A 22109-nucleotide genomic window follows, 5' to 3' on the forward strand; every position below is an offset into this window, starting at 1 on the left:
GGGTCCGGTGGTGGTGGCGGCGGGTCGGCCGACGCGAGGGGCGTCACCGCTACCGGGGCCAACATGCACACAGCAGCCAGGGTGGCGAAACGATTCAACATGCGGGTTTATGCGCCTCTCGTGGTTGAAATCCGGGGAACGACAAGATGTCGCGTCGAGCTATGGACGGGCAGAGCATCATGGACGGACCGGACTTCTGATCCGCTGGCCATGCCACGCCTCAACAGCACCTGCCGGTGTGTTTGCTCATCAATGACGTTCCTTCCGCAGTGCGACGACCGCTAGAAGTTAGCGGAAACGGACGTCCGTGATACCGCCAAAAATCGACATGATTCCAAACATGCCGATCCGCGGACTCCGCTTTGAAACGGCGGTGCGGGCTAAGGCTCTGCAGGATGAGCGACAAGATCAGAAGAGCCCCGGCGGAAGCTTACTCAGGCGCTGTGGCACACCGACCGCCGCCTTCGATCCGGTCAAAGTTCTTGTACCACAAATGATCTCGGATGAGTCGATGAGCTCACTATCGCTCGGCTCGGCGATGTCGCGCCCGAGACGGCGAGGTCCGGACTACGAGGTTATGTTTCCGCACAGGATCGGTGCAAAGAACATCGTCGGCTTGCCGTCCTTCTCGATCTCGTCATGAGATCCCAAGTGCACGTTGACATACCAGCCCGAAGCCGGCGGTGCCTCGGTGACGTTGTCGATGATCGTGGTTGACTCGGCGACCCCATCTTTGGATGCGACCAGGTCGTTGAGGTGATACTTCACTGGTCCCTGCGAGCTGCACGATCCGAGGTGGATGTGCACCGCGTGGGCACTGCCAGGCACCAGTCCGGTGGTCCGGACCGGCACGGTGAGTGTCTTCGCTGCAGGGTCGTACTGCAGAATTGCCTGACTCTGCGGGTGATCGCCGAACTGGGGCAGCGGTGCCATCTGCAGCGTGGACGACATTGCCGGGTCGACGTCGGCGCATGAGATCGGCATGTAACTGGGGGAACCGGGGTCTCCCATGTCCTCGACCGATGCAAGGTGAATGTTGAGGAGAGTGCCTGCAGTCAGCCCCTTGTCAGCGGGCTGCGTGCTCTGGACCGCGGTGTTGATGACGCCCTTGTCGTCGGCGGTGACGTTGCCGAAGGGGATCAAGACCTCGCCCTGCTTTGCGCAACTGCCGTCGTGAATATGCATGGCGTGGCTACTGCCCGGCGTGAAGCCGGACATCTGCAATTTGGCGGTCACGAGCTTTGTTCCAGGATCCCAACTGAGGTTGACCGTTCCGGACGGTTCGTTACCGAGGGGGACGATGATCTGCCCTGAACCGGACGCCGCCGCGGTCGTAGCCTGTCCGGTGGGGCTCGCGGTCGGCGAAGTCGTGCTTGAAGACGTCGAGTTCGACCCGCATCCCGTGGCGACGGCGGCTAGGAAAGCAGTCGCGACGAAAATCTGTGCCTTCAATCCCGCGCATGTACCCATGCTCGTGTACCTCTCGATGGTGGCGGCACGATCACAATGGACTGTTCGAGCTGCTCAAGCGTACAAAGCGCGTGCCGATCCGAGGGACGGAATGCCGCATTCTTGTTTCTGACGACGCAGCGATAAGTCACCTCGACTGTCGAAAATCGACCCGCTTCGCGATCTACCGGCCGGGCGCCGACTCATTGCTGTCGGAGCTTCGACCATCGCAGGACCATCGACCGCGTCATCGCTTGCCGAACCTACGAGGTGGCGTAGGTGGAGAATCTGTAACCCGCTGAACTCATGCCCAATTCAGGATATCGATTCCGTGATTAGGCATTGGACAGACCGGAAATGGTTCGGCAGGGTTCAAACAGCTGCCCCGTTTCGATGACAGGGACGTCCCTAAGCGCCACAATAAAACTCAGGAGCCAGACGTGCCCGACGACGCGCATGTAACCACCTCGCACTCACGATCCCGGAACCTGCGTCTGTGGGAAGTCATGGGGTTGTCACTGGCCTCCGTCGGCCCCATGATGGCCCTGTCGGCGAATGCACAGGCAATGGTCGGCTACGTCGGCGCAGCTGTTCCGATGGCGTTCGCCTGCGCGGCAGGCGGCGTCCTCCTCATCGCTCTCGGCTTCGCAATCCTGTCACGACGCACGGCTCACATGGGGAGTGTCTACGGGCTGGTGGGCAAAGCGATCGGACCGCGCAGCGGCATGTTCAGCGGCATCGCGATTCTCGGCGCTTACATCTCGCTCGCGACGTGCTGCGGGGGGATTTTCGCGGCCACGTTCAACTCTCTGCTCCAGCAAATTCAAGGATCCGACCGGCCGTTCCAGTTGCCGTGGATCATACCGGCGTTGGTGTGCGACGCCGTCGCCGCGACCCTCGTGTTCGCCGGCACCTCGACCGTTGCCCGGGTGCTGCTGATCAGCGAGCTGGTCGGGGTCGCACTGGCGCTCGTGCTGACGGTCTCGATATTCGCATCGGGTGGCTCCACGTCGACGGGGCTTGATGTGTCATCGACGCTGGATCTGGGCGGTGTGGCCTCCTCCGCACTGCTCGCGGCGGGGGTGATCGGGTTCCTCGCATGGGCGGGATTCGAAGCGGGAGCGGCATTGGGGGAGGAGACCGCCAACCCGAAGCGGAACATCCCCCTCGCTTTGGTCGGCGTCGTCGCTCTAGTGGGCTTGCTCTACTTCGTCGTGATGATCGCGCAGGTGTGCGGGTTCGGCACCGACGCATCCGGTCTCAAAGCCATTGAAAGTTCAGGCAGCACGTTGGGCGATCTCGGCACCCACTACCTCGGCAGAGGATTCAGCATCGCGATCGTCGTGACTGTCTGTGTCTCCGCATTCGCCGGAAACCTCGCTCTTGCCTCGGCCGCCGGAAGGATCATTTTCGCCCTGGCACGCGACGGTGTCGGTCCGAGGGTTCTGGCCAAGACCAACGTCAGGATGGGCACCCCGGTAACTGCCATCATGACTGTCGTTGTTCTGTGTGCGGTGTTCAACACCGCCGGGTTCGCGACGGGATTCACCAACGTGGGAACGGGCAACGACGCGATCGATGCCTACATCTTCTTCGCCTCGATCGGGTCGGTCGCGTTGCTCGTCAGTTACCTGACCGTGCAGGTAGCCGCCATCCGGCAGTCCTTCGTTGAGTTCCGTACCGCTCCCGCGGTGGGCATGTTCGGGCTGCTCACGCTCGGCGGTGTCGGTGTGGTGCTCGTACTGCTGGCGAATCTGCGTGCGCAGGAGAGCATCTGGACCGGACCGGCGACCTGGGGTCTGTTGTGGTGCGGTGTCGGCCTGGCTCTCGCGGTGCTCAGCGACCGTACGAAAGCGCAGCGGATTCAGAGGTCCCTGCAGTCGGATCCGGAGTCCGTTGTCGGCGAGGTGCTGCCGGCGGAAGCAGGTGTTCTTGCGAAGGACAAGTGACCCGCGGACCTGACGCCCGGGGCAACAACCCGACACCGTGGGGATCGGCAACGTCGCCGGTCTGCCGGGGTGGCACGACAACCGAAACCGAAGGACTAAAGCAGATGCAGTTACAGCACTTTGTGAACGGCAAGATGCTCGGTGGCGAGAACCTGTTCGAGATAGTCAACCCTTCGACGGCGGAGACCATCACCCACGCTCCGCTGGCTTCACCTGACGTGGTGGATGCCGCGGTACGGGCGGCACGGGGTGCGTCTGCGACCTGGGGCGACCAGACGCCGGGGTATCGCGCGGCGGCGTTGCTGGAGCTCGCCCAGGCGGTGGAGAACGACCTGGGTCACCTGCTCGACCTCGAAGTCGCGAACGCGGGGTTGCCGATCACCCCGTACGCCGACGATCTGGCCTGGGGAGTGGACGTGATTCGGTACACCGCCGGCGCAGCGCGCGTCGTCGAAGCTCCGGCTGCCGGCGAGTACATCAGCGGGTGCACCTCGATGGTTCGGAGAGAACCGCTGGGTGTGGTGTGCTGCATCGCGCCGTGGAATGACCCTCTTCTGCTGGCACTGACCAAGCTGGCCCCAGCGCTTGCCACCGGCAACACTGTCGTGCTGAAACCAGCACCCAACACCCCGATGACTGCGGTGCGCCTGGCCGAGTTGGCGGCTGACATCTTGCCGCCAGGTGTGCTCAACGTGGTGCTGGGCGGGCAACCAACTGGAGAGGCGCTGCTTGAGCATCCGGGAATCGACGCGGTCGCCTTCACCGGCTCGGTGGACACCGGCAAGAGGATCGCCGAAATGGCGGCGCGGACGTTGAAGAAGACCGTCCTGGAGCTTGGTGGCAAGTCGCCCGTGGTGGTGTTCGCCGACTCGAACATGGAGAGGATCGCCGAGACGATCTCCGGCCTGGGGTTCTACAGCGCGGGTCAGAACTGCATCGCCGCGACGCGGGTCCTGGTTGAGGAGAGTGCGCGCGACGAACTCGTGCAGCACTTGACCAAGCGTGCTCAGGCGTTGATCGTCGGGGACGCGCGGTCGCCGGAGACGACACTCGGACCGCTCATTTCGGCGCGGCAACGAGAGAATGTCGAAGGCTTCTTGAACCGGCGGGAGCCGCACGTGGAGATCGTGACCGGCGGAGGCCGGCCGGCAGGGCTCACCGGCTTCTTCCTGGAACCCACGATCGTCACGGGCCTGCGCGAGGGCGACGAGATGGCTCGGGAGGAGATCTTCGGTCCGGTCCAGACGGTGGAGACGTTCCGCGACGAGGACGAGGTCGTCCGGCGCGCGAACGCGAATCGGTTCGGACTCGGTGCATCGGTGTGGACCCACGATGGCGCTCGCGGACTGAGAGTGGCCCGGGGTATCAAGGCAGGCAGCGTCTGGGTGAACACCCACGCGGCGGTCGCCACGGAGCTGCCCTTCGGTGGCTTCAAAGCCTCAGGGTACGGCCGAGAGTTCGGCGCCAGTCTTGATGAGTTTACGGGCACAAAGCACGTCGGGATCAGTCTCGAAGAGTGACGTTGAGAATTCATGCATCTCGGGATGCGGGGATTTGTGGGCAGGCTTCGAACGGCTGGCGAAACAGTTGGGATAGTACGGATTCAGCAAAGGAACACCGGATGTCCTTGGGTGGAAATGGAACTCGGAACAGCTAGTCGAACTCCGTTCCCGGACAGGATCCTACGGCGTATATGGAAAGGGCATTCACCAACGTGAAGACGAAATCCGCAGTGCTGTGGGAGAGTCCCGGCAATTTTGAGATAACCGAGCTGGAACTCGACCCTCCGAAAGCCGGCGAGGTCCTGGTCGAATACCACCATGCTGGCTTGTGCCACTCCGACGAGCATCTGCGGCACGGCGACCTGCCGACCCCGCTCCCGATCGTCGGGGGTCATGAAGGCAGCGGCGTAGTCGTCGAGGTCGGCTCCGGCGTCACGCGGGTCAAACCCGGCGACCACTTCGTCACATCCTGGATGCCGGGGTGCGGGCACTGTCGGTTCTGCCATATGGGAAAGAACAACCTGTGCGACAACGGGGCTTTCATCCTTGCAGGCACGATGCTTGACGGGACGCAGCGGCTGCATGGGCGCGGAGTGAGTATGGGCTCGATCGATGTGGTCGGTGCGTTCTCGCAGTACAACGTCGTCCCGCAGGCCTGCGTCATCCCCATCGCAGATGACGTGCCGATGGACGTAGCCGCGCTGACGGCCTGTGGAGTCCCGACCGGTTGGGGGTCGGCGGTCAACGCGGCGGATACTCGGCCGGGCGACTTCGTGGTCGTCTTCGGCATCGGCGGCATCGGCATCAACGCCGTCCAGGGCGCTGCGTTCGCGGGCGCGGGTGTTGTCGTGGCGGTGGATCCGGTCGCGTTCAAGCGGGACATGGCGCTGAAGTTGGGCGCCACGCATGTTTTTGAGAACGCGGCCGAAGCACACGAGTTCGTGATGTCCTCGACCCGGGGACAGGGTGCGGATATAGCGATCGTCACGATCGGCATTGCCACCACGCAGATCGCCTCGGAAGCCTTCGGCGTCGTGCGCAAGGGCGGCACGGTCGTGATTACCGCGGTATGCAATCCGTCGGTCGAGCTGCAGGTTCCCATGCTCGAATTGACGCTCTACGAGAAGCGAATCGTCGGAAGCCTTTTCGGATCCAGCAACCCCTATTTGGCCATTCCCAAGTTCATCGAGCTGTACCAGCAGGGCCACCTGAAGCTCGACGAGCTGATCACCAACCGGTATCCGCTGGACAACATCAACGACGGCTACGACGACATGTTGGGCGGTAGGAATATTCGTGGCCTTCTCGACATCGAGCACTGAAACCCCTGCCATCACCACTATTAGGAGACCTGAATATGACCGACCTGACTGGGCAGATAGCACTTGTTACCGGGGGATCGTCGGGTATCGGACTGGCGACGGTGCGCAAGCTGGTCTCCCTCGGAGCCCACGTTGTGTCGGGCGATCTCACACCGTTCCCCGAGGCCCTGGACGCCGTTACCGGCGTCGTCGCCGACCTCTCGACCGCTGACGGATGCTCGACACTAGTAGACCGGGTGCGGGACGAGCGTGGCCGGCTCGACGTGATTGTGAACAACGTCGGTATTGCACCGACGCGTGACGGTTTCGAAGCGATTACCGACGACGACTGGTTGCTGCTCTGGAACGTCAATGTGATGAGCGCGGTTCGCGTGACGCGGGCAGGCATTCCGCTGCTGCGGAAGTCCGGCAGCGGCTCGATCGTCATGACCTGTTCCTCGACAGCGCGTGTAGTGGACCCATACTTCGTCGACTATGCGGCGACCAAGGCGGCCCTGCTGGCGATCACGCGCGGTTTGGCCGAAGAGCTCGGCGCAGACGGGATCCGGGTGAATTCGGTATCCCCGGGGTCGATCCGAACACCGCTGTGGGACAAGCCCGGCGGGTTCTCCGAGCAGCTCGCGCACCGCCTCGGTGGGGATGTCGAGAGCGCGATCGATCGGTACGTCCGGGAGGAGCGTCGGATCACACTGGGCCGGCCGGGTACTGCCGAGGACGTGGCCAACACGATCGCTTTCCTGGTCTCCGATGAGGCCTCCTACATCACGGGAGCCGATCTGCCCGTGAACGGCGGCAGCGTCAAACACATCTGACCCGAGAGAGTTTCGCGAAGAACAAAAAGGGAGCCGAGATGACAAGCACAACACCACGGACGTTCGTGGACATCGACGCCGCGTACTGGGACAGTATGTATGCACTCAGCTCGACGCCCGCCGTCGTGACCACAGTCGACCTGGACGGGAACGTCAACGCCGCGGCGCTGGGCGCGGTCGTGCGCATCTCCCACGACCCGGTCGCGATCACCTTCACCATCGGGCTCGGCAGGGACACTACCTACAACGTCTCTGCCACTGGCGAATTCGTCGTCAACATCCCGTCGTTCAACCCGGAGGAGCTGCGCTCGATGTGCCTGACCGGCGCAGACCTCGCGCCAGGGAAGAACGAGTTGGACTACGCCGGCCTCACCGCCATGGACAGCCGGATCGTCAAGCCTCCGCGCATCGCCGAGTACAACCGCCACTTCGAATGCCGGGTCCTGTGGAACATGCAGTGGCGCGACCGGCTCACCGTTGTCGGTGAGGTGGTGGCCGCATCCTGCTGGTCGGATGTGATCGATGCTGATGGCAAACTCGTCTGGGAGGCGGCCCGCCCGCTGACGTACTGCGGCGGCCCTTACGGTCTGGCGTTCACCCCGTCTTTCGAGCGCACGACGGTCAAACTCGGATCTGAGGTCGACGATCTGATGTCCAGCCTTCGGCCCACCCCGCCAGGGTATGCGGGCGTCATGGCAGACCATGCCCCGAGCGAAAGACGGTAGGTCCCCGTTTCGCATCAGGATGCAAGCAGGACAAGATGTTTCACATCGAGACAGACAAGGAACTACCCATGAATGACGATGCCACCCGCAACCGCAACACCTTTGACGTCGTGGTGATCGGCGGCGGGATAGCGGGTCTGGCTGCTGCGCTGTCCGCTGCCGAGAGCGGCGCCGAAACGGTGCTCTTGGAGAAGCAGCCACTGCTGGGCGGCAGCACAGCGATGAGTGGCGGTCTCTTCGCATTCGCCGATACCGACGAGCAGCGAGAGATGGGGATCAGCGATTCGCCACAGCGCCTGCAGCAGGACTTGATCGACGCCGGCGGAGCTCGGAACGACGTGCGGCTGGTTCAAGCGTATGCCTCTGGCCAGGCCGATGTGCGGCAGTGGATGAAGGCGAAAGGCATCACGTTCGACGCGGTCAAGGCCGGCGCGGGCCAGAGCGTTGCCCGTAGCCACCACACGCGTATTCGGGAGCTGCTCGACACCTTCCGTACCGCATTCCTCGACACCGGCCGAGGACCGATCCTGTCGCAGCACCGCGCGGTTCGCCTCGAGCGTGCCGGATCTCGCGTCGCCGTGGTGGTGGCGGAGACTCCGGAAGGGAGAGCACAGTTCGATGTCCGCGGTGGCGTGGTGATCGCGACGGGCGGGTTCAGCCGTTCGCAGGAGTTGCTCGAGACGTTCGTCCCGGCTCAAGCCGGCGCGCTGCCGTACGGCGGTCTCGGGAACACTGGGGACGGACTGAAGATGGCGTGGCGGCTGGGCGCCGGATTCCGGGGCATGGGGTATGTCACCGGCACCTACGGCTCGCATCCCGAGACCGGCCCGGAAGAGAGCGAGCTCCTGTGTTCGTTCTACATGGGCGGCATCATCGTCAGCGTCGGCGGTCAGCGATTCGTCGACGAGTCCCTGTCGTACAAGGTGATTGGTGACGTGTGCCTCCGCCAGGCCGAAGGCTTGGGCTTCCAGGTGTTCGATGCCCAGGTGCGCGCCAAGTCGGTCCCCGGGGTCGCGCTGAGCGATATCGACTTCCTGGAGGACAAGGGACGACTGTTCATCGCTGATACCGTCGAGGAGCTGGCCGCTGCGGCAGGGATCGACGGACCCGAGCTGGTCAAGACGATCGAGCGCTACAACGAGAACGTGCGTCGCGGCCAGGTAGACGAATTCGGCCGAGACTCGTTGTGCAACCACGTCGGCGAGCGCCTGCAGATCACCGAACCGCCGTTCTACGCCTACCCGGCCAAGACAATGATGACCTCCACCATGTGTGGGTTGACGACAACCCCCAAAGCCGAGGTGCTCGACATCGATGGAGAGGTTATCGAGGGTCTGTACGCCGCAGGCGAAGTCGCGGGCGCGTTCCACGGCAAGACACCGATGACAGGCGCTTCGCTCGGCATGGGTGTCCTGTTCGGACGGACGGCAGGTCGGGAGGCTGCACGGCGCAGCCGGTAGCAGTGGGTCTGGATACCTGAGTGAGAGTATGTGATTTCCAACAATATTGGGGAATCGACATGACGATTCGCAGTCATACCAGGTGTGGAGAATCTGAGCCACCGAGCCGGCGGATGACCGGGTGCGACGCTATCGGCTTCTGCCCGCCCCGCGGACCATCTCGGCGGGCTCACGCATGAGGCCGCCGAGATGACACATCCGCGTGGGGCAAAGCCCGTCGCGATCGCATTGGTAATATCGGCAACCTTGCTGTTCGCGCTGAACAGTGGCCTGAGCAGGGTCCTGCTGCGGTCGGAAATTCAACCAACTACCCTCATTTCGTTCCGATTGACGATCACTGTGGCGCTGTTGGCCGGGTGGGCGGCATTGACATCCCCAAGCTCGTTGCGCCCTCCACGAGGTCGCCTCGTCGCGATAGTCGCGGTCCACGGGGTTATTGGTGTAGCGGCTCTGCAAACTCTGTTTCTCATCGCCGTGGATCGGCTCACGCTTGGTTTGGCGCTGGCGGTGCAGTACATGGCACCACTCGGAGTGGCACTGTGGGTCCGGTATGTACAGCGCATCAGACTGCCGAGAGGAGTATGGCTCGGCCTGGGGCTTTCACTCCTGGGTTTGGCTGCGATCACGCAGATCTGGAACGGCCTCACTGCGGACCCGTTGGGACTGGTCGCCGCGATAGCCTCGGCTAGTTGTTTCGCAACGTATTTCATCGTCGGTGAGATCGCTGCACGCACCACAGCCACACTGCGCCTTCTCATCTGGTCATTTTTGGCCGGAGCCGTCGGGCTCGCCGTCGTCGCTCCGCCGTGGCAGCTTGTGAACCGACTCGGGGCGGATGTGTCATACCAGGGAAGACTCGACGATATTCATACCCCTTTGTGGGTTGCGCTGGCATGCTTCGTGATCGTGGGCACCGTGGTGCCGTACGTCATGGTGCTGGTTTCGATGCGTCGACTCTCAGCCACGGTTGTCAGCAACCTGCACATGCTGGAGCCCGCGGCGGGATTCGCGATCGGCTGGCTCTGGTTCTCCGAGTCCATGGCAGCGGTAGCGGTGCTCGGCTGCACCGCGGTTATCGCCGGTGTGTTATTGGCACAGAGAGGAACCCGGGCTGTTTCGGATGCCGGTACGGATCCGGTGAAAACAGATTCCGTGGGCTGCGAGGACACGCAGAAGTGTGGGCTCGGCAGTAGTTGAGGTCCCGCGGCCGGAAAAGTCGAGGTGCCCGCACAAGCCGGCGCCGATCAATGTTCGAGAAATTTCGCAGTCAGTTTGAGGCTGTCGATCAACGCCACGGCGGAAGGGCTCAACGCCCGAGTGCTGGCCGTTGTGATACCGATGCTGTGCCCAATGTTGTCCAGGGGTACGGCCAGCGGTTGGAGATTCCTGGCATCGGCTGCGATGAGGCTGGGCAGCGCCGCGACGAAGTTGCCCACCATCAGGAGTTTGCGGATCGTGAGAAATGACGTGGCTTCGATGCGGTTCTGCGGCAGTTCGAGGTCGTGACGCGCGAAGAACTCTTCCAGTTCACGGCGCAGGATCGTTTCGCTTCCGGGAAGGATCCACGGGTAACTGATCAGCTCGCGCAGGTTGACGGTGGTCACTTTTGCCAGAGGATGTTGCGAATTGCTGAAGATGCGGACGGTCTCGCTGTACAGCGGTGTGCGCGAGAGGAATTCCGTTGTCGGCGACGTGAGCCGACCCACGATCACATCTACCCGCCCACCCTCGAGTTCGGCGAGCAGCGCGGCCGGCGTGCCCTCGCGCACAATGACCGTGAGCGACGGTCGCTCGTTCTTGAGCCGCGCGATCGCCACTGGTAGCAGGACACTGGATCCTGCGAGGTGTGTTCCCACGACCACGGTGCCACGTTCAGCGTCGGCGAGCTCGACTATGTGGCGGCCGGCCTGATTCAACTGCGCCAGGACGGCGCGGGCGTGTTCGGTGATGGCCTGGCCGAAGATCGTGGGTGTGATCCCGCGGGGGCCGCGGTCGTAGAGCGACACGCCGAGGATCTCCTCGACATCCTGCAGCCCTCTGGTGGCCACCGGCTGCGTGATGTGTAGCTCGGCGGCAGCACCGATCACCGAGCCCTGCCGTGTCAGCGCATCGAGAAGCACCAGATGACGGATCTTCAACCTACCGTCCAGAAGTTTCGGCAGGTTCACCATCCAGGTTTCCTTGTTGCCACGCGCTTGTTCGCACCTATGCTCATCGACGCATGATAGAAGCCCTGATCTCTTGAGTACATGCATATCTCGGATCGGGCCGCGCGACGCCGGTCCGCCGGCCGCAATAGCGGCGGCAATGCCTGAAACAACATATGCCAACCGCGATTTAGCATTTGTCAGGCCCGGTCGCGCGGCTTGATCATGACCACATGGCAGAAACGGCCCGGGTATGGGTTCGCAATTTCGTCGATGGCGTGTTCATCGAACCCGACGAAAACGCGTGGTATGACAACATCGATCCTGCGACCGGAGCGTCGGTCGGCCGCGTTCACACCGCCGACGCGACGCTGGTGGACCGCGCGGTCACAGCAGGCCGGCGGGCCGTCACCGCGTGGGCAAATACCCCTGTTGCAGAGCGGACCGCGCTGCTGCGCCGTGCGGCGGATCGCATCGAGGAACGCTTCGACGAGTTCGTCGCCGCAGAGATCGGTGACACCGGCAAACCGATTACGCAGGCCCGGACGCTGGATGTCCGCCGCGCCCCGCAGAACTTCCGCAGCTTCGCCGACACTGTGGCCGCAGCAGGCCAGGAGTCGTTCATCACTGAGATCGGCGATGGCAGGCGCGCACTGAACTACGCCGTCCGCAAGCCACTCGGGGTGGTCGCAATCATCGTGCCGTGGAACCTTCCGTTGCTCCTTCTCACGTGGAAGGTGGCACCGGCGTTGGCGTGCGGGAACGCCGTGGTCGTGAAGCCGAGCGAGGAGACGCCTTCCACCGCAACGCTTCTTGCTGAGGTCCTGGCGGAGGTCGGTTTGCCGCCAGGCGTTTTCAACGTGGTGCACGGCCGCGGCGAGGTGGGCGAGTTGCTCACCCGTCACCCGGGTGTCGCGGGCGTGACGTTCACCGGATCTTCGGCTACCGGGTCGCGGGTGATGGGGGCCGTGGCGCCGCGCGTGCGTGCGGTCTCCTTCGAACTCGGTGGGAAGAACGCGGCAGTGGTGTTCGACGACGCCGACCTCGAAGAGACCCTGAACGGGCTGACGCGTTCGATCTTCACCAACACCGGCCAGGTGTGCCTGTGCACTGAGCGGGTCTACGTGCAACGTGGCATATTCGACGCCGTCGCCGCCGGGCTGACCAAACGCGCGTTGGGCTTGACGCTGGGCCGCCCCATTGACGAGGCGACCACCACCGGCCCGCTGATCTCCGCGGCCCACCGTGAAAAGGTTCTGCGTTACTTCGATCTGGCGCAGGACGCAGGTGCGGAAGTGTTGGTTGGTGGGGGCGTGCCGGAGGTCGGCGCGGAGTTGGACGGCGGGTCATGGATCGAGCCGACTTTGTGGACCGGTCTGACCAACGACGCCGCGGCCGTGCGTGAGGAGATCTTCGGCCCGGTGGCAGCGTTGATCCCGTTCGACGACGAGAACGAGGCGATCGCCTTGGCCAACGACACCGATTACGGGCTGGCTGCCTCGGTCTGGACCAACGATCTGCGTCGCGGGCATCGCGTTGCGCAGGCGATGGATGTGGGTATGTCGTGGGTGAACACCTGGTTCCTGAGGGATCTGCGCTCGCCGTTCGGCGGCATGGGTTTGTCAGGTCTCGGGCGCGAAGGCGGGGCATCGTCGCTGCACTTCTACACCGAGCCGACCAATGTGTGCGTGCAGCTGTGACCGCCACGGAAGTCGCGGCTTCGCAGGCGGCCATCGTCGCGGTCACCAAGCGTTTGCGCGCCGCCGCGAGCATGAGGACACCCTGTGCACCGGTGCGGGATCTTCTGGGCACCACTGATGTTGAATCGGCCTACGGTGTGCAACGGCTGATCGCCTCGGAACGGATCGCCGAGGGGGCCCGGATCATAGGCGCCAAGATCGGGCTGACCGCGCCGGCCGTCCAGCGTCAATTCGGCGTTTTCGAGCCTGACTTCGGTGTGCTGTTCGACGACATGGTGTTCTGCCACCGCCAGCCGGTCCCGTGGAGCCGCTTCCTGCAGCCACGTGTCGAGGGAGAGATCGCGTTCGTACTCGGCCGCGATATCGACCACCCGGGTGCTTCCGTCGTAGATGTGCTGCGCGCCACCGATTTCGTGTTGCCCGCCATCGAGATCGTCGACACGCGGATCGCCGGTTGGGACCTGACCATCGTCGATACGGTCGCCGATAACGCCTCGGCCGGCGCGGTGGTGCTCGGCACCACCGCTCACAGGCTGGTCGGGCTCGACCTTTCGCGGATCGGCATGGTGCTCGAACGCGACGGGGAGCCGGTCACGCACGGCGCCGGGCATGCCTGCCTCGGGTCACCGGTCGCTGCGGTCGCCTGGCTGGCGCGCGAGATGTGTAGGCGCGGCAACCCGCTACGCGCCGGGGACACCGTGATGTCCGGTGCGCTGGGACCGATGGTGGGGCTGGACGGAGCGGGCCGCTTCCGGCTGCGCCTGGACGGGCTTGGTGATGTCGAAGCCACGATCGAGAGGGATTGACATGGGCGACAAGGAATCCGCCACGGTGCCGGTGGCGGTCCTCGGGTCAGGGAACATTGGCACCGACCTGATGATCAAGATCTTGCGGCTGTCATCGACCTTGCAGATGGCGGCCATGGTCGGGATCGACGCCGACTCTGACGGGCTGGCCAGGGCGAAGCGGCTGAACGTCCCGACCACGGCAGAGGGGATTGACGGCCTGCTGCAGATGCCTGAATTCGAGGGAGTCCGCTGTATTTTCGACGCCACCTCCGCGAAGGCGCACCAGCGTCACGCTGCGATCGCCGCCGAACACGGCAAGGTGATGATCGACCTCACGCCCGCGGCCATCGGCCCTTACGTTGTGCCGCCGGTCAATCTGGATGCGTTGAGCGACAACGACAATGTGAATATGGTTACCTGCGGCGGCCAGGCGACGATACCGATCGTCGCGGCGGTCTCAAGGGTGGCCTCCGTCGCCTACGCCGAGATTGTCGCGTCGATCTCCAGCCGCTCGGCGGGGCCCGGCACCCGCGCCAACATCGACGAGTTCACCGAGACCACCACGGCGGCCATCTGTCACGTCGGAGGCGCCAAGCGCGGCAAGGCGATCATCGTCCTGAACCCGGCAGACCCGCCGATCGTCATGCGTGACACGGTGTTCTGCCTCATCGAGGGTCAGCTGACCGTCGCTGAGACCAACGCGATCACCGCGTCGGTGACGCAGATGGCCGCAGCGGTGGCCGAGTACGTTCCCGGCTACCAGCTCAAGCACGACGTCCAGTTCGAGCGGTTCGTCGACGTCATGATCCCGGCGTTGGGACGGCGCATGACGGGAACCAAAGTCGTCGTACTACTACAGGTTCGCGGGGCAGCGCACTACCTGCCGGACTACGCGGGCAACCTCGACATCATGACCTCCTCTGCCCTGCGCACGGGGGAGCGGATCGCAGAACTGAGAGGATGGGACCGCCGATGACAGTCGACGGCGCGAAGCGCGTCTACGTGCAGGACGTGACGCTGCGTGACGGAATGCACGCGATGAACCACTCGTACACCGTCGGGCAGGTGCGCAAGATCGTGTCGGCCCTTGACGCCGCAGGTATCACCGCGATCGAGATCGCGCATGGTGACGGGCTCGGAGGATCCAGCGCCACTTATGGATTCGGCGCTCACACCGACGCCCAGTGGATCACCGCTGCGGCGGATTCGGTACGCAATGCGGTGCTGACCACCCTGGTGTTGCCGGGGATCGGCACGATCGCGGACCTGCGCCGCGCGCGCGATCTCGGGATCACCAGCGTTCGCGTGGCCACCCACTGCACGGAGGCCGACATCTCGGCCCAGCACATCGCTTGGGCACGCGAGCAGGGCATGGACGTCTCAGGATTTCTGATGATGAGCCATATGAGCGGTCCTACGGCGCTGGCCCGGCAGGCCGCGCTGATGGAGAGCTACGGCGCGCACTGCGTCTACGTGACCGACTCAGGCGGTCGGCTGCGGATGCGCGACGTCGCCGAGCGCATCGACGCCTATCGCTGCGTGCTGGACCCCGCTACACAGATCGGGATCCATGCACACGAGAACCTGTCTCTCTCGGTGGCCAACAGCGTGACCGCCGTTGAGCACGGGGCGTATCGGGTCGATGTCGCGCTTGCCGGGCAGGGTGCCGGTGCCGGCAACTGCCCCGCTGAAGCGTTCGTCGCGGTGGCAGAGCTCAGCGGGTGGAAGCATGGCTGCGACCTGTTCGCGTTGCAAGACGCTGCCGACGATGTGATCCGTCCACTGCGTACCGGGCCGGTGGAGGTCGACCGGGAGACGCTGACACTCGGCTACGCGGGGGTGTATTCCAGCTTTTTGTTGCACGCACAGCGGGCGGCGCGGCGGTTCGGGCTCGACACCCGCAGCATCCTGATCGAGGTCGGTCGCCGCGGATTGGTCGGCGGCCAGGAAGACATGATCATCGATATCGCCTTGGATCTGCAGGAACAGACGCAGGAGTCGACTCGTGAGGCGGTATCCGTCCGATGATCGATCTACCGGCATTCGAATCGCTCGCTCGGCGTCTCGACCATGCGCAGGTCAGCGGGTCCGACACGCCGAGCCTGGCCGACGACGTCGAACTGGACGTGGCCGACGCTTACGCGATCCAGGCCCTCCTCATCGACCTGCGCAAGCGCCGCGGAGAGAAGGTTATCGGCGTCAAACTCGGGTTCACCAGCAAGGCGAAGATGGCCCAGATGGGGGTCTCCGAGGTGATCGTCGGCCGCCTCACCGACGCTATGCGGGTCGCAGAGGGTGGCGACGTGGACCTGCGCCGCTTCATCCACCCGAAGATCGAACCCGAGGTGGCCTACCGCCTCGGTCCCGACTTCGACGGGACTGACGAGACCGCGGATATCGCTGACTGCGTCCACGCTGTGGCGCCGGCGGTGGAGATAATCGACTCGCGCTTCCGCGACTTCAGGTTCACCTATACCGACGTCGTGGCCGACAACACCTCTGCGGCTGCCTTCGCCGTCGGGGCCTGGAAACCGCTGCAGCCCGTGGACAACCGAGCGGTTCGCCTCACTGTTGGAGGCGCTGAGGCGGTCGGCTCTACGTCGGCGATCCTGGGCGATCCGGTTCGCGCGCTGCATGCGCTGGGGCGCGTGTGCCGGCAGCGAGGGATCGCTCTGCACGCCGGGGACGTCATCCTCGCCGGGGCCGCGACCGCCGCTCTGCCCTTCACCGGCGACGTCGCCCACTGCGAGGTCGCGGGCCTCGGAACGGTCACTGTGAAGGGAGTCAGGCCGTGACAGAAGTCGGCAGGGTCATCGACGGGATGGCCACGCCGCGGGGGAGATTCCCGCATGTGAAGATCGCCGGTGACCTGATCTTCGTCTCCGGCACCAGCTCTCGGCGTCCTGACAACACCTTCGCCGGCGTCCAAGTGGATGAATTCGGCACCACCAACCTCGACATCCGCGCTCAGACCCGCGCGGTGATCGAGAACATCCGCTCGATCCTCGGTGAGGTCGGCGCGGACCTCACCGACGCTGTGCAGGTCACCACATTTCTGGTGAACATGAACGACTTCGGCGGCTACAACGAGGTCTACGCCGAGTTCTTCGACGAGGCCGGCCCGGCACGCACCACGGTGGCCGTACACCAGCTCCCGCACCCGCACCTACTCATCGAGATACAGCTCGTCGCCGCCCGGCGCACGACAACCCACCTGCGAACGGAGAACCGACAATGACCGCAATCCCGCCTGTCGTCGACTTCCAGGGGTGGATCAACGAGCACGCCCACCTGCTCAAGCCCCCGGTGAACAACCGCTCGATGGCCCTCGGCGACGACTTCATCGTGCAGATCGTCGGCGGCCCGAACGAGCGGACCGACTTCCACCTAGACCCCTACGAGGAGTGGTTCTACCAACTCAAAGGTGACATTTACGTCACCCTGATGACAGACGACGGGCCCCACGACGTCCACATCCGCGAGGGCCAGGCCTGGCTGCTGCCCCGCAACATCCCGCATTCGCCGCAGCGGCCGACCGAGGGGTCCATCGGGCTGGTCATCGAACGTGTGCGCGAGGAGGGCACTCTCGAGAAGTTCATGTGGTTCTGTGCTGCCTGCAACGCGCCGGTCCACGAGATCGAACTGCAGGTGCGGGACATTGTGGCCGACCTGCCCCCGGTATTCGAGCAGTTCTACAACGACGAAGCAGCGCGCAAGTGCCCCAGCTGCGGCGCGCTGCACAAGGGCAGGGCATGACCGGCGCACCTGCGATCATCGATGTCCACACGCATTATGTTCCGAACGGCTGGCCCGACATCACCGCCCAGGCTGGACCGGACGCGCCGTGGCTACGCATCGAGAGCGAGTCCGAAGCGATGATGATGGTGGGGCAGAAGGAGTTCCGCCGCATCCAGTCGAACTGCTGGGATGCCGAGGTGCGCCTGCGTGACATGGACGCCGACGGCGTACAAATGCAGGTCGTTTCACCCACTCCGGCACTGTTCCACTACGGCAGATCCGGCGCGGACGCCGCGAAGATCGCTCAGATTTTCAACGACCTGGCCCTTGACATCGTGGCGCCGGCACCCGAGCGCTTCATACCGTTCTGCCAAGTGCCCCTACAGGACCCGGACCTTGCCTGCAAGGAGCTGGACCGGTGCTTGGACAACGGGCACCGCGGGGTCGAGATCGGAAACCACGTCGGCGACGCCGATCTCGACAGCGGAGGCGTGGTGACCTTCCTGCAGCACTGCGCTCATCGCGACGTGCCGGTGTTCGTACACCCATGGGACATGCCAAGCTCGCCCCGGCTGGACCGGTGGATGGCCCAGTGGCTCACCGCAATGCCTGCCGAGACGCACCTGTCGATCTTGTCGTTGATCCTCGGCGGTGTATTCGACCGCGTCGACGAACGGCTCCGTATCGCGTTCGCGCACGGCGGCGGGTCCTTCCCGTTCTGGTTGGGCCGTATGGACAACGCCTGGCACAATCGCAGTGACGTGATCGGCACGTCGTTGCACCCGCCTTCGCACTACACGGACCGGTTCTACGTCGACACGGTGGTTTTCGACGATCGGGCACTGCGGCTACTGGTCGATACACTCGGCCCGGCGAACATTCTGGTGGGCAGCGACTACCCCTACCCGCTCGGGGAACGGCCGGCGGGCAATGTCGTCACCAGCAGCCCGCATCTGGATGAACCGACCCGGTCGCTGATTACCAGCGGCAACGCCCGCCGGTTTCTCGGACCGTCCGCTCTCCCCGCGACGGGGTGATCGCTCGACGGGCCACACGGGCGTGCCTGAGGTGAATCTTTGGTCTGCGCGCGGTGGCCGGAATTCCAGGGCTTCAGCCACGCAAGCGAATTGGGAAGATATGCATGCTTAGTTCAATCTGGGGTAGAGCCTCGATGACGGTCCACGGTGATATTGCGTGGACTTTGGCAGACACGACATCACACTGGTTCACGGAGTCCGATCGAACCACGGTGTACTCGGCTTTGGGTGCCGGGGATTCGTATTCCGCTATTCTCCGCACCCTAGACATCGCAGTGCAGATGCGACAAGCGTTGCCCGCCAGCCTTGTCGCGGATTTGGCGAGCTGGGTCGACGGGTACGCCGGGCACCAGTGCGAGCAGCGGCTCCGACAGCTTCTCGAGACTTACTCACCCCGGGCCCCTCATCGCCGAGACGGTCGCAGGTGCGGGCCGATTCCGAGGCATGCATCTCGGCTGTGGAAACCATTGGCCGCCATGCCTTCTGACGCATAGCGCGCGCAGAATTTCGCATTTGTACACAATTCTGCGGTGGCGAACACTAACGACATGGAGATTGCTTGCAGAAGACACATCCCGCCGAACCGAAGGCGCCGCTTGCTACGTTTCTCGCGCACCAAGGTTGGTGACCTGTGACCGAAGCTGACACTGGACCCGCAGACAGGGGCTTGCGGCGAGACATCGGAAAACTCGGACTTCTTTTCGTTAGCTGCGGTGCGATCATCGGATCGTCGTGGCTGTTCGTACCGATCACCGCACTGCAGATCGCCGGGCCTTCTGCGATCGTGTCGTGGGTCATCGCAATCGCGCTCATCACAGTCATCATGCTGACCTACTCCGAGCTGAGCGCGATGTTCCCCGTCGCAGGCGGCGTAACCCGGTTCCCGCAGTACTCACACGGCTCGTTCACGAGTTACACCGTCGGTTGGATTACGTGGCTGGGGGTCGCGGCGGTTCCGCCCATCGAAGTTCTGGCGACGCTGCAGTACTCGTCGAGCTACATCGGCGGACTCTTCCGTCAGGAGGCAGGTACGCCGGTTCTGACCACTGTTGGCATCGCCGTCGCGGTAGCGCTCATGGGTTTGTACACAGTGGTCAACATTCTCGGTGTCAGATGGTTCGCCCGGATCAACAACGTCATGGTGTGGTGGAAGCTCACGACAGTTGCTGTGATGGCGATTGCTCTGCTGGCGACGGCGTTCGACAGCGATGTGCTGACCGCCGCAGACACCGGAGGATTCACACCATTCGGTTACGGAGCGATCTTCGCTGCGGTGTCCTCCGGTGGACTCGTATTCACTTTGATGGGAGCGCGCCAGGCTGTCGAGCTCGCTGCCGAGACGACCAGGCCCAAGGTGAATATCCCCTTCGCCTTGATCGGTTCGATTCTCATCTGTGGCGCCATTCTGATGGCACTGCAGATCGCCGTCGCCGGCTCGATCCCCCGCGACGTGTTGACAAGCGGAGGCTGGCACAACCTGTTCGTGAACCAGGACATCGGCCCGCTGGCCGGGCTGGCAGGCGCGCTCGGCCTCGTCTGGCTGGTTGTCGTCATCAGAGTGGATGCCGTCGTTTCCCCACTCGATACCGGCCTCATCTACGCGGCCTCGGCGGCGCGCCTGTCGTATGCCCAGGGGCGCAACGGGAATGCGCCGCAGTGGCTGACGCTGCTCAACAAGCGTGGAGTTCCCTGGACATCCATGCTCCTGATGTTCGTGGTCGGTTGCCTGTTCTTCCTGCCGCTGCCGTCATGGCAGCAACTCGCCGCGTTCATCACCACGGCAACGGTTCTCGCGTTTGGGGCCGGTCCGGTGGTTATGGGCGCCCTTCGTCGCCAGTTGCCTGAGCAGGAAAGGCCGTTCAAGGTGGCAGGCGGGGACGTCGTGCCCTTCTTGGCGTTGCTGGCCGCATCCTTCATCGTCTACTGGGCGGGATGGTCGACGAACATGCGGGTGTTCCTGGCAGTCGCGGTCGGCTATGTGGTGCTCGCCTTGCACTACCGTTTCGCCCGCGACCGGGCGCTGATCCCGCCGCTGCAGCTACGTGAGGGCGCGTGGATCGTCATCTGGTTCTGCGGCTTGGCCGCCATCAGCTCACTGGGGACCTACGGCGACGGTATGGGTGTGCTGAACGGGCCGGCCAGCGCCGTTGCGATCGTCGTGTTGACGACGGTCGCCTACTGGGCGGGACAGGAGTTTCGACTCAGCACCTCGGAGGTGGAGGACAACATCGAGCGCCAGCGGATCGTCGACGCAAGCACGCCATTGGTGGAGCTGTGACCGCTGCGAGTTCAGTAGCGACGCCGCGACATCCCGGCGAGTGTGAGGAGGAGCGCGACGTAAACAGGTCGCGTCCGATAGCGCGCAATGACGAATGCGAATGAGGGAAGCGTCCTGTCGCACTGTGGCATCGAGCTTGATGCGCCAAACACTGCGGGGGTGCTCATGCGGCCACGAGGCGCAGGCAACCAACGGTCAGCGTAAGAGCTTTTCGCTCCGTCGCGGCTCGCAGTGTGTCGGGCGACCTCATCGCATACAGGAAACTCTCAGGTAATGTGGTCTCGCTTCAGTTCAGCAAACGTCCTCGGGAAGGCCTACATGACCGCTCAACCACCTCCAGGTAACTACCCGCCGGGTGGGTATCCGCCGCCTCCGGGGAACTACCCGCCGCAGGGACCACAGGGTTCGCCGCCGGACAACAACCTGGTGTGGGCCATTCTGTGCACGGTCCTGTGCTGTCTGCCGCTGGGAATCGTGGCCATCGTCAAGTCCACTCAGGTCTCAGGTCTGTATGCGCAAGGCCGGTACGCCGAGGCGCAGAAGTCAGCAGACGATGCAAAGAAGTTCGCCATGTGGGGAGCGATCGCGAGTGTCGCGATAGGGATTATCTGGGCGATCATCGCGATCGCCGGAGGCATGGCCGGAATGTCCTCAGACTACTGAGAACGCGTGTAGCCGTCCGTGACTGCGCTACGTGAAAGGTCCGCGTACCTCCGCCTTGGCGCGCCACTTGTGGTGGCCGCCATGGCGGGGTGCGCGTGTGCCGCTATCTGGATCGGCGACCCCACCGAGCCAGGTTCGATGCTGCCGCCCTGCCCGACCAAGGCGTTGTTGGGTATCGACTGCCCCGGCTGCGGCAGCCTGAGAATGCTCTACTCGCTCATGCACGGCGATCTGCTTGCGGCGCTGAGGTTCAACGCGGTCGGGGTGGTAGCAGTGGGGCTCCTCGTATGGGCTTTCGGTGCGTGGACCTATGGGCGCTTCTCCGGCCGAGGTATGCGAAGTTGGCAGAACTACCGATGGTCGGCGATGATCGCGCTGGTAGTGGTGACGGTCTGGTTCATCATCAGAAATCTGCCAATCGCGCCGTTCGCATCGCTGTATGTGTGATGTCCTCTGCGATCACCCTTGAGTTCCACATCAGTGCCACACCGCCGTTCGCAGAACGTGATCTGCCGCACGGGGCTGACGTGAACCGTCCC

20 protein-coding genes are annotated in these 22109 nt (G+C 63.9%); 18 read left to right on the top strand and 2 right to left on the bottom strand.

Annotated features, from left to right (window positions below; translation table 11 throughout):
• Positions 1-567: 567 nt before the first annotated feature.
• Positions 568-1236, bottom strand: a complete 669-nt coding sequence (locus BST13_RS19370; protein ID WP_083165648.1) for a CHRD domain-containing protein — start codon at positions 1234-1236, stop codon at positions 568-570.
• Between the two features lie 719 nt (positions 1237-1955).
• Here BST13_RS19370 and BST13_RS19375 point away from each other — a divergent pair.
• The 7 genes from BST13_RS19375 to BST13_RS19405 all read left to right on the top strand — a co-directional run bounded on the left by BST13_RS19375 (position 1956) and on the right by BST13_RS19405 (position 10416).
• Complete coding sequence (locus tag BST13_RS19375; RefSeq protein WP_083165649.1) at positions 1956-3398, top strand: APC family permease; 1443 nt, start codon at positions 1956-1958, stop codon at positions 3396-3398.
• 104 nt (positions 3399-3502) lie between these two features.
• Positions 3503-4918: an aldehyde dehydrogenase family protein gene (locus BST13_RS19380; RefSeq protein WP_083165650.1), complete on the top strand. Its 1416-nt coding sequence runs from the start codon at positions 3503-3505 to the stop codon at positions 4916-4918.
• Positions 4919-5112: 194 nt separating this feature from the next.
• Entirely contained in the window at positions 5113-6222 is a 1110-nt protein-coding gene (locus tag BST13_RS19385; RefSeq protein WP_083165732.1) for an NDMA-dependent alcohol dehydrogenase, read from the top strand.
• Positions 6223-6257: 35 nt separating this feature from the next.
• On the top strand, positions 6258-7034 hold the full coding sequence (locus BST13_RS19390; protein ID WP_083165651.1) for an SDR family NAD(P)-dependent oxidoreductase: 777 nt from the start codon (positions 6258-6260) through the stop codon (positions 7032-7034).
• Positions 7035-7072: 38 nt separating this feature from the next.
• Entirely contained in the window at positions 7073-7759 is a 687-nt protein-coding gene (locus BST13_RS19395) for a flavin reductase family protein (protein ID WP_083165652.1), read from the top strand.
• A 68-nt stretch (positions 7760-7827) separates the two neighbouring features.
• Positions 7828-9219, top strand: a complete 1392-nt coding sequence (locus tag BST13_RS19400) for an FAD-dependent oxidoreductase (RefSeq protein WP_083165733.1) — start codon at positions 7828-7830, stop codon at positions 9217-9219.
• A gap of 189 nt (positions 9220-9408) precedes the next feature.
• Positions 9409-10416 (top strand): EamA family transporter, encoded by a 1008-nt coding sequence (locus BST13_RS19405; protein ID WP_083165653.1) that lies wholly within the window; start codon positions 9409-9411, stop codon positions 10414-10416.
• A gap of 47 nt (positions 10417-10463) precedes the next feature.
• Here the strand turns inward: BST13_RS19405 and BST13_RS19410 are convergent, their stop codons facing one another.
• Positions 10464-11387 (bottom strand): LysR substrate-binding domain-containing protein, encoded by a 924-nt coding sequence (locus tag BST13_RS19410; RefSeq protein WP_083165734.1) that lies wholly within the window; start codon positions 11385-11387, stop codon positions 10464-10466.
• Positions 11388-11599: 212 nt separating this feature from the next.
• Between BST13_RS19410 and BST13_RS19415 the strand changes: the two genes are divergently transcribed.
• From BST13_RS19415 to BST13_RS19465, 11 genes are all read left to right on the top strand, one after another.
• Positions 11600-13066 (top strand): 2-hydroxymuconic semialdehyde dehydrogenase, encoded by a 1467-nt coding sequence (locus BST13_RS19415; RefSeq protein WP_083165654.1) that lies wholly within the window; start codon positions 11600-11602, stop codon positions 13064-13066.
• On the top strand, positions 13063-13872 hold the full coding sequence (locus tag BST13_RS19420) for a 2-keto-4-pentenoate hydratase (protein ID WP_245839740.1): 810 nt from the start codon (positions 13063-13065) through the stop codon (positions 13870-13872). Before BST13_RS19415 ends, BST13_RS19420 begins: the two co-directional genes overlap by 4 nt.
• Position 13873: 1 nt before the next feature.
• Complete coding sequence (locus tag BST13_RS19425; protein ID WP_083165655.1) at positions 13874-14830, top strand: acetaldehyde dehydrogenase (acetylating); 957 nt, start codon at positions 13874-13876, stop codon at positions 14828-14830.
• On the top strand, positions 14827-15882 hold the full coding sequence (gene dmpG, locus BST13_RS19430; RefSeq protein WP_083165736.1) for a 4-hydroxy-2-oxovalerate aldolase: 1056 nt from the start codon (positions 14827-14829) through the stop codon (positions 15880-15882). The genes BST13_RS19425 and dmpG overlap by 4 nt, the downstream gene beginning before the upstream one ends.
• Positions 15879-16649 (top strand): 2-keto-4-pentenoate hydratase, encoded by a 771-nt coding sequence (locus BST13_RS19435; RefSeq protein WP_083165656.1) that lies wholly within the window; start codon positions 15879-15881, stop codon positions 16647-16649. The genes dmpG and BST13_RS19435 overlap by 4 nt, the downstream gene beginning before the upstream one ends.
• 26 nt (positions 16650-16675) lie before the next feature.
• A complete protein-coding gene (locus BST13_RS19440; RefSeq protein ID WP_083165657.1) occupies positions 16676-17092 on the top strand; it encodes a RidA family protein in 417 nt (138 codons plus the stop codon).
• Positions 17089-17610 (top strand): 3-hydroxyanthranilate 3,4-dioxygenase, encoded by a 522-nt coding sequence (locus BST13_RS19445; protein ID WP_083165658.1) that lies wholly within the window; start codon positions 17089-17091, stop codon positions 17608-17610. The genes BST13_RS19440 and BST13_RS19445 overlap by 4 nt, the downstream gene beginning before the upstream one ends.
• Positions 17607-18629 (top strand): amidohydrolase family protein, encoded by a 1023-nt coding sequence (locus BST13_RS19450; RefSeq protein WP_083165737.1) that lies wholly within the window; start codon positions 17607-17609, stop codon positions 18627-18629. The genes BST13_RS19445 and BST13_RS19450 overlap by 4 nt, the downstream gene beginning before the upstream one ends.
• 631 nt (positions 18630-19260) lie before the next feature.
• Entirely contained in the window at positions 19261-20907 is a 1647-nt protein-coding gene (locus tag BST13_RS19455) for an APC family permease (protein ID WP_083165659.1), read from the top strand.
• A 318-nt stretch (positions 20908-21225) separates the two neighbouring features.
• Positions 21226-21570 (top strand): CD225/dispanin family protein, encoded by a 345-nt coding sequence (locus tag BST13_RS19460; RefSeq protein WP_083165660.1) that lies wholly within the window; start codon positions 21226-21228, stop codon positions 21568-21570.
• An 81-nt stretch (positions 21571-21651) separates the two neighbouring features.
• Positions 21652-22017, top strand: a complete 366-nt coding sequence (locus BST13_RS19465; RefSeq protein WP_083165738.1) for a DUF2752 domain-containing protein — start codon at positions 21652-21654, stop codon at positions 22015-22017.
• The last annotated feature ends 92 nt before the right edge of the window (positions 22018-22109 follow it).

The sequence above is a fragment of the Mycobacterium aquaticum genome (genome assembly GCF_002086485.1).
Classification (GTDB): Bacteria; Actinomycetota; Actinomycetes; order Mycobacteriales; family Mycobacteriaceae; genus Mycobacterium; species Mycobacterium aquaticum.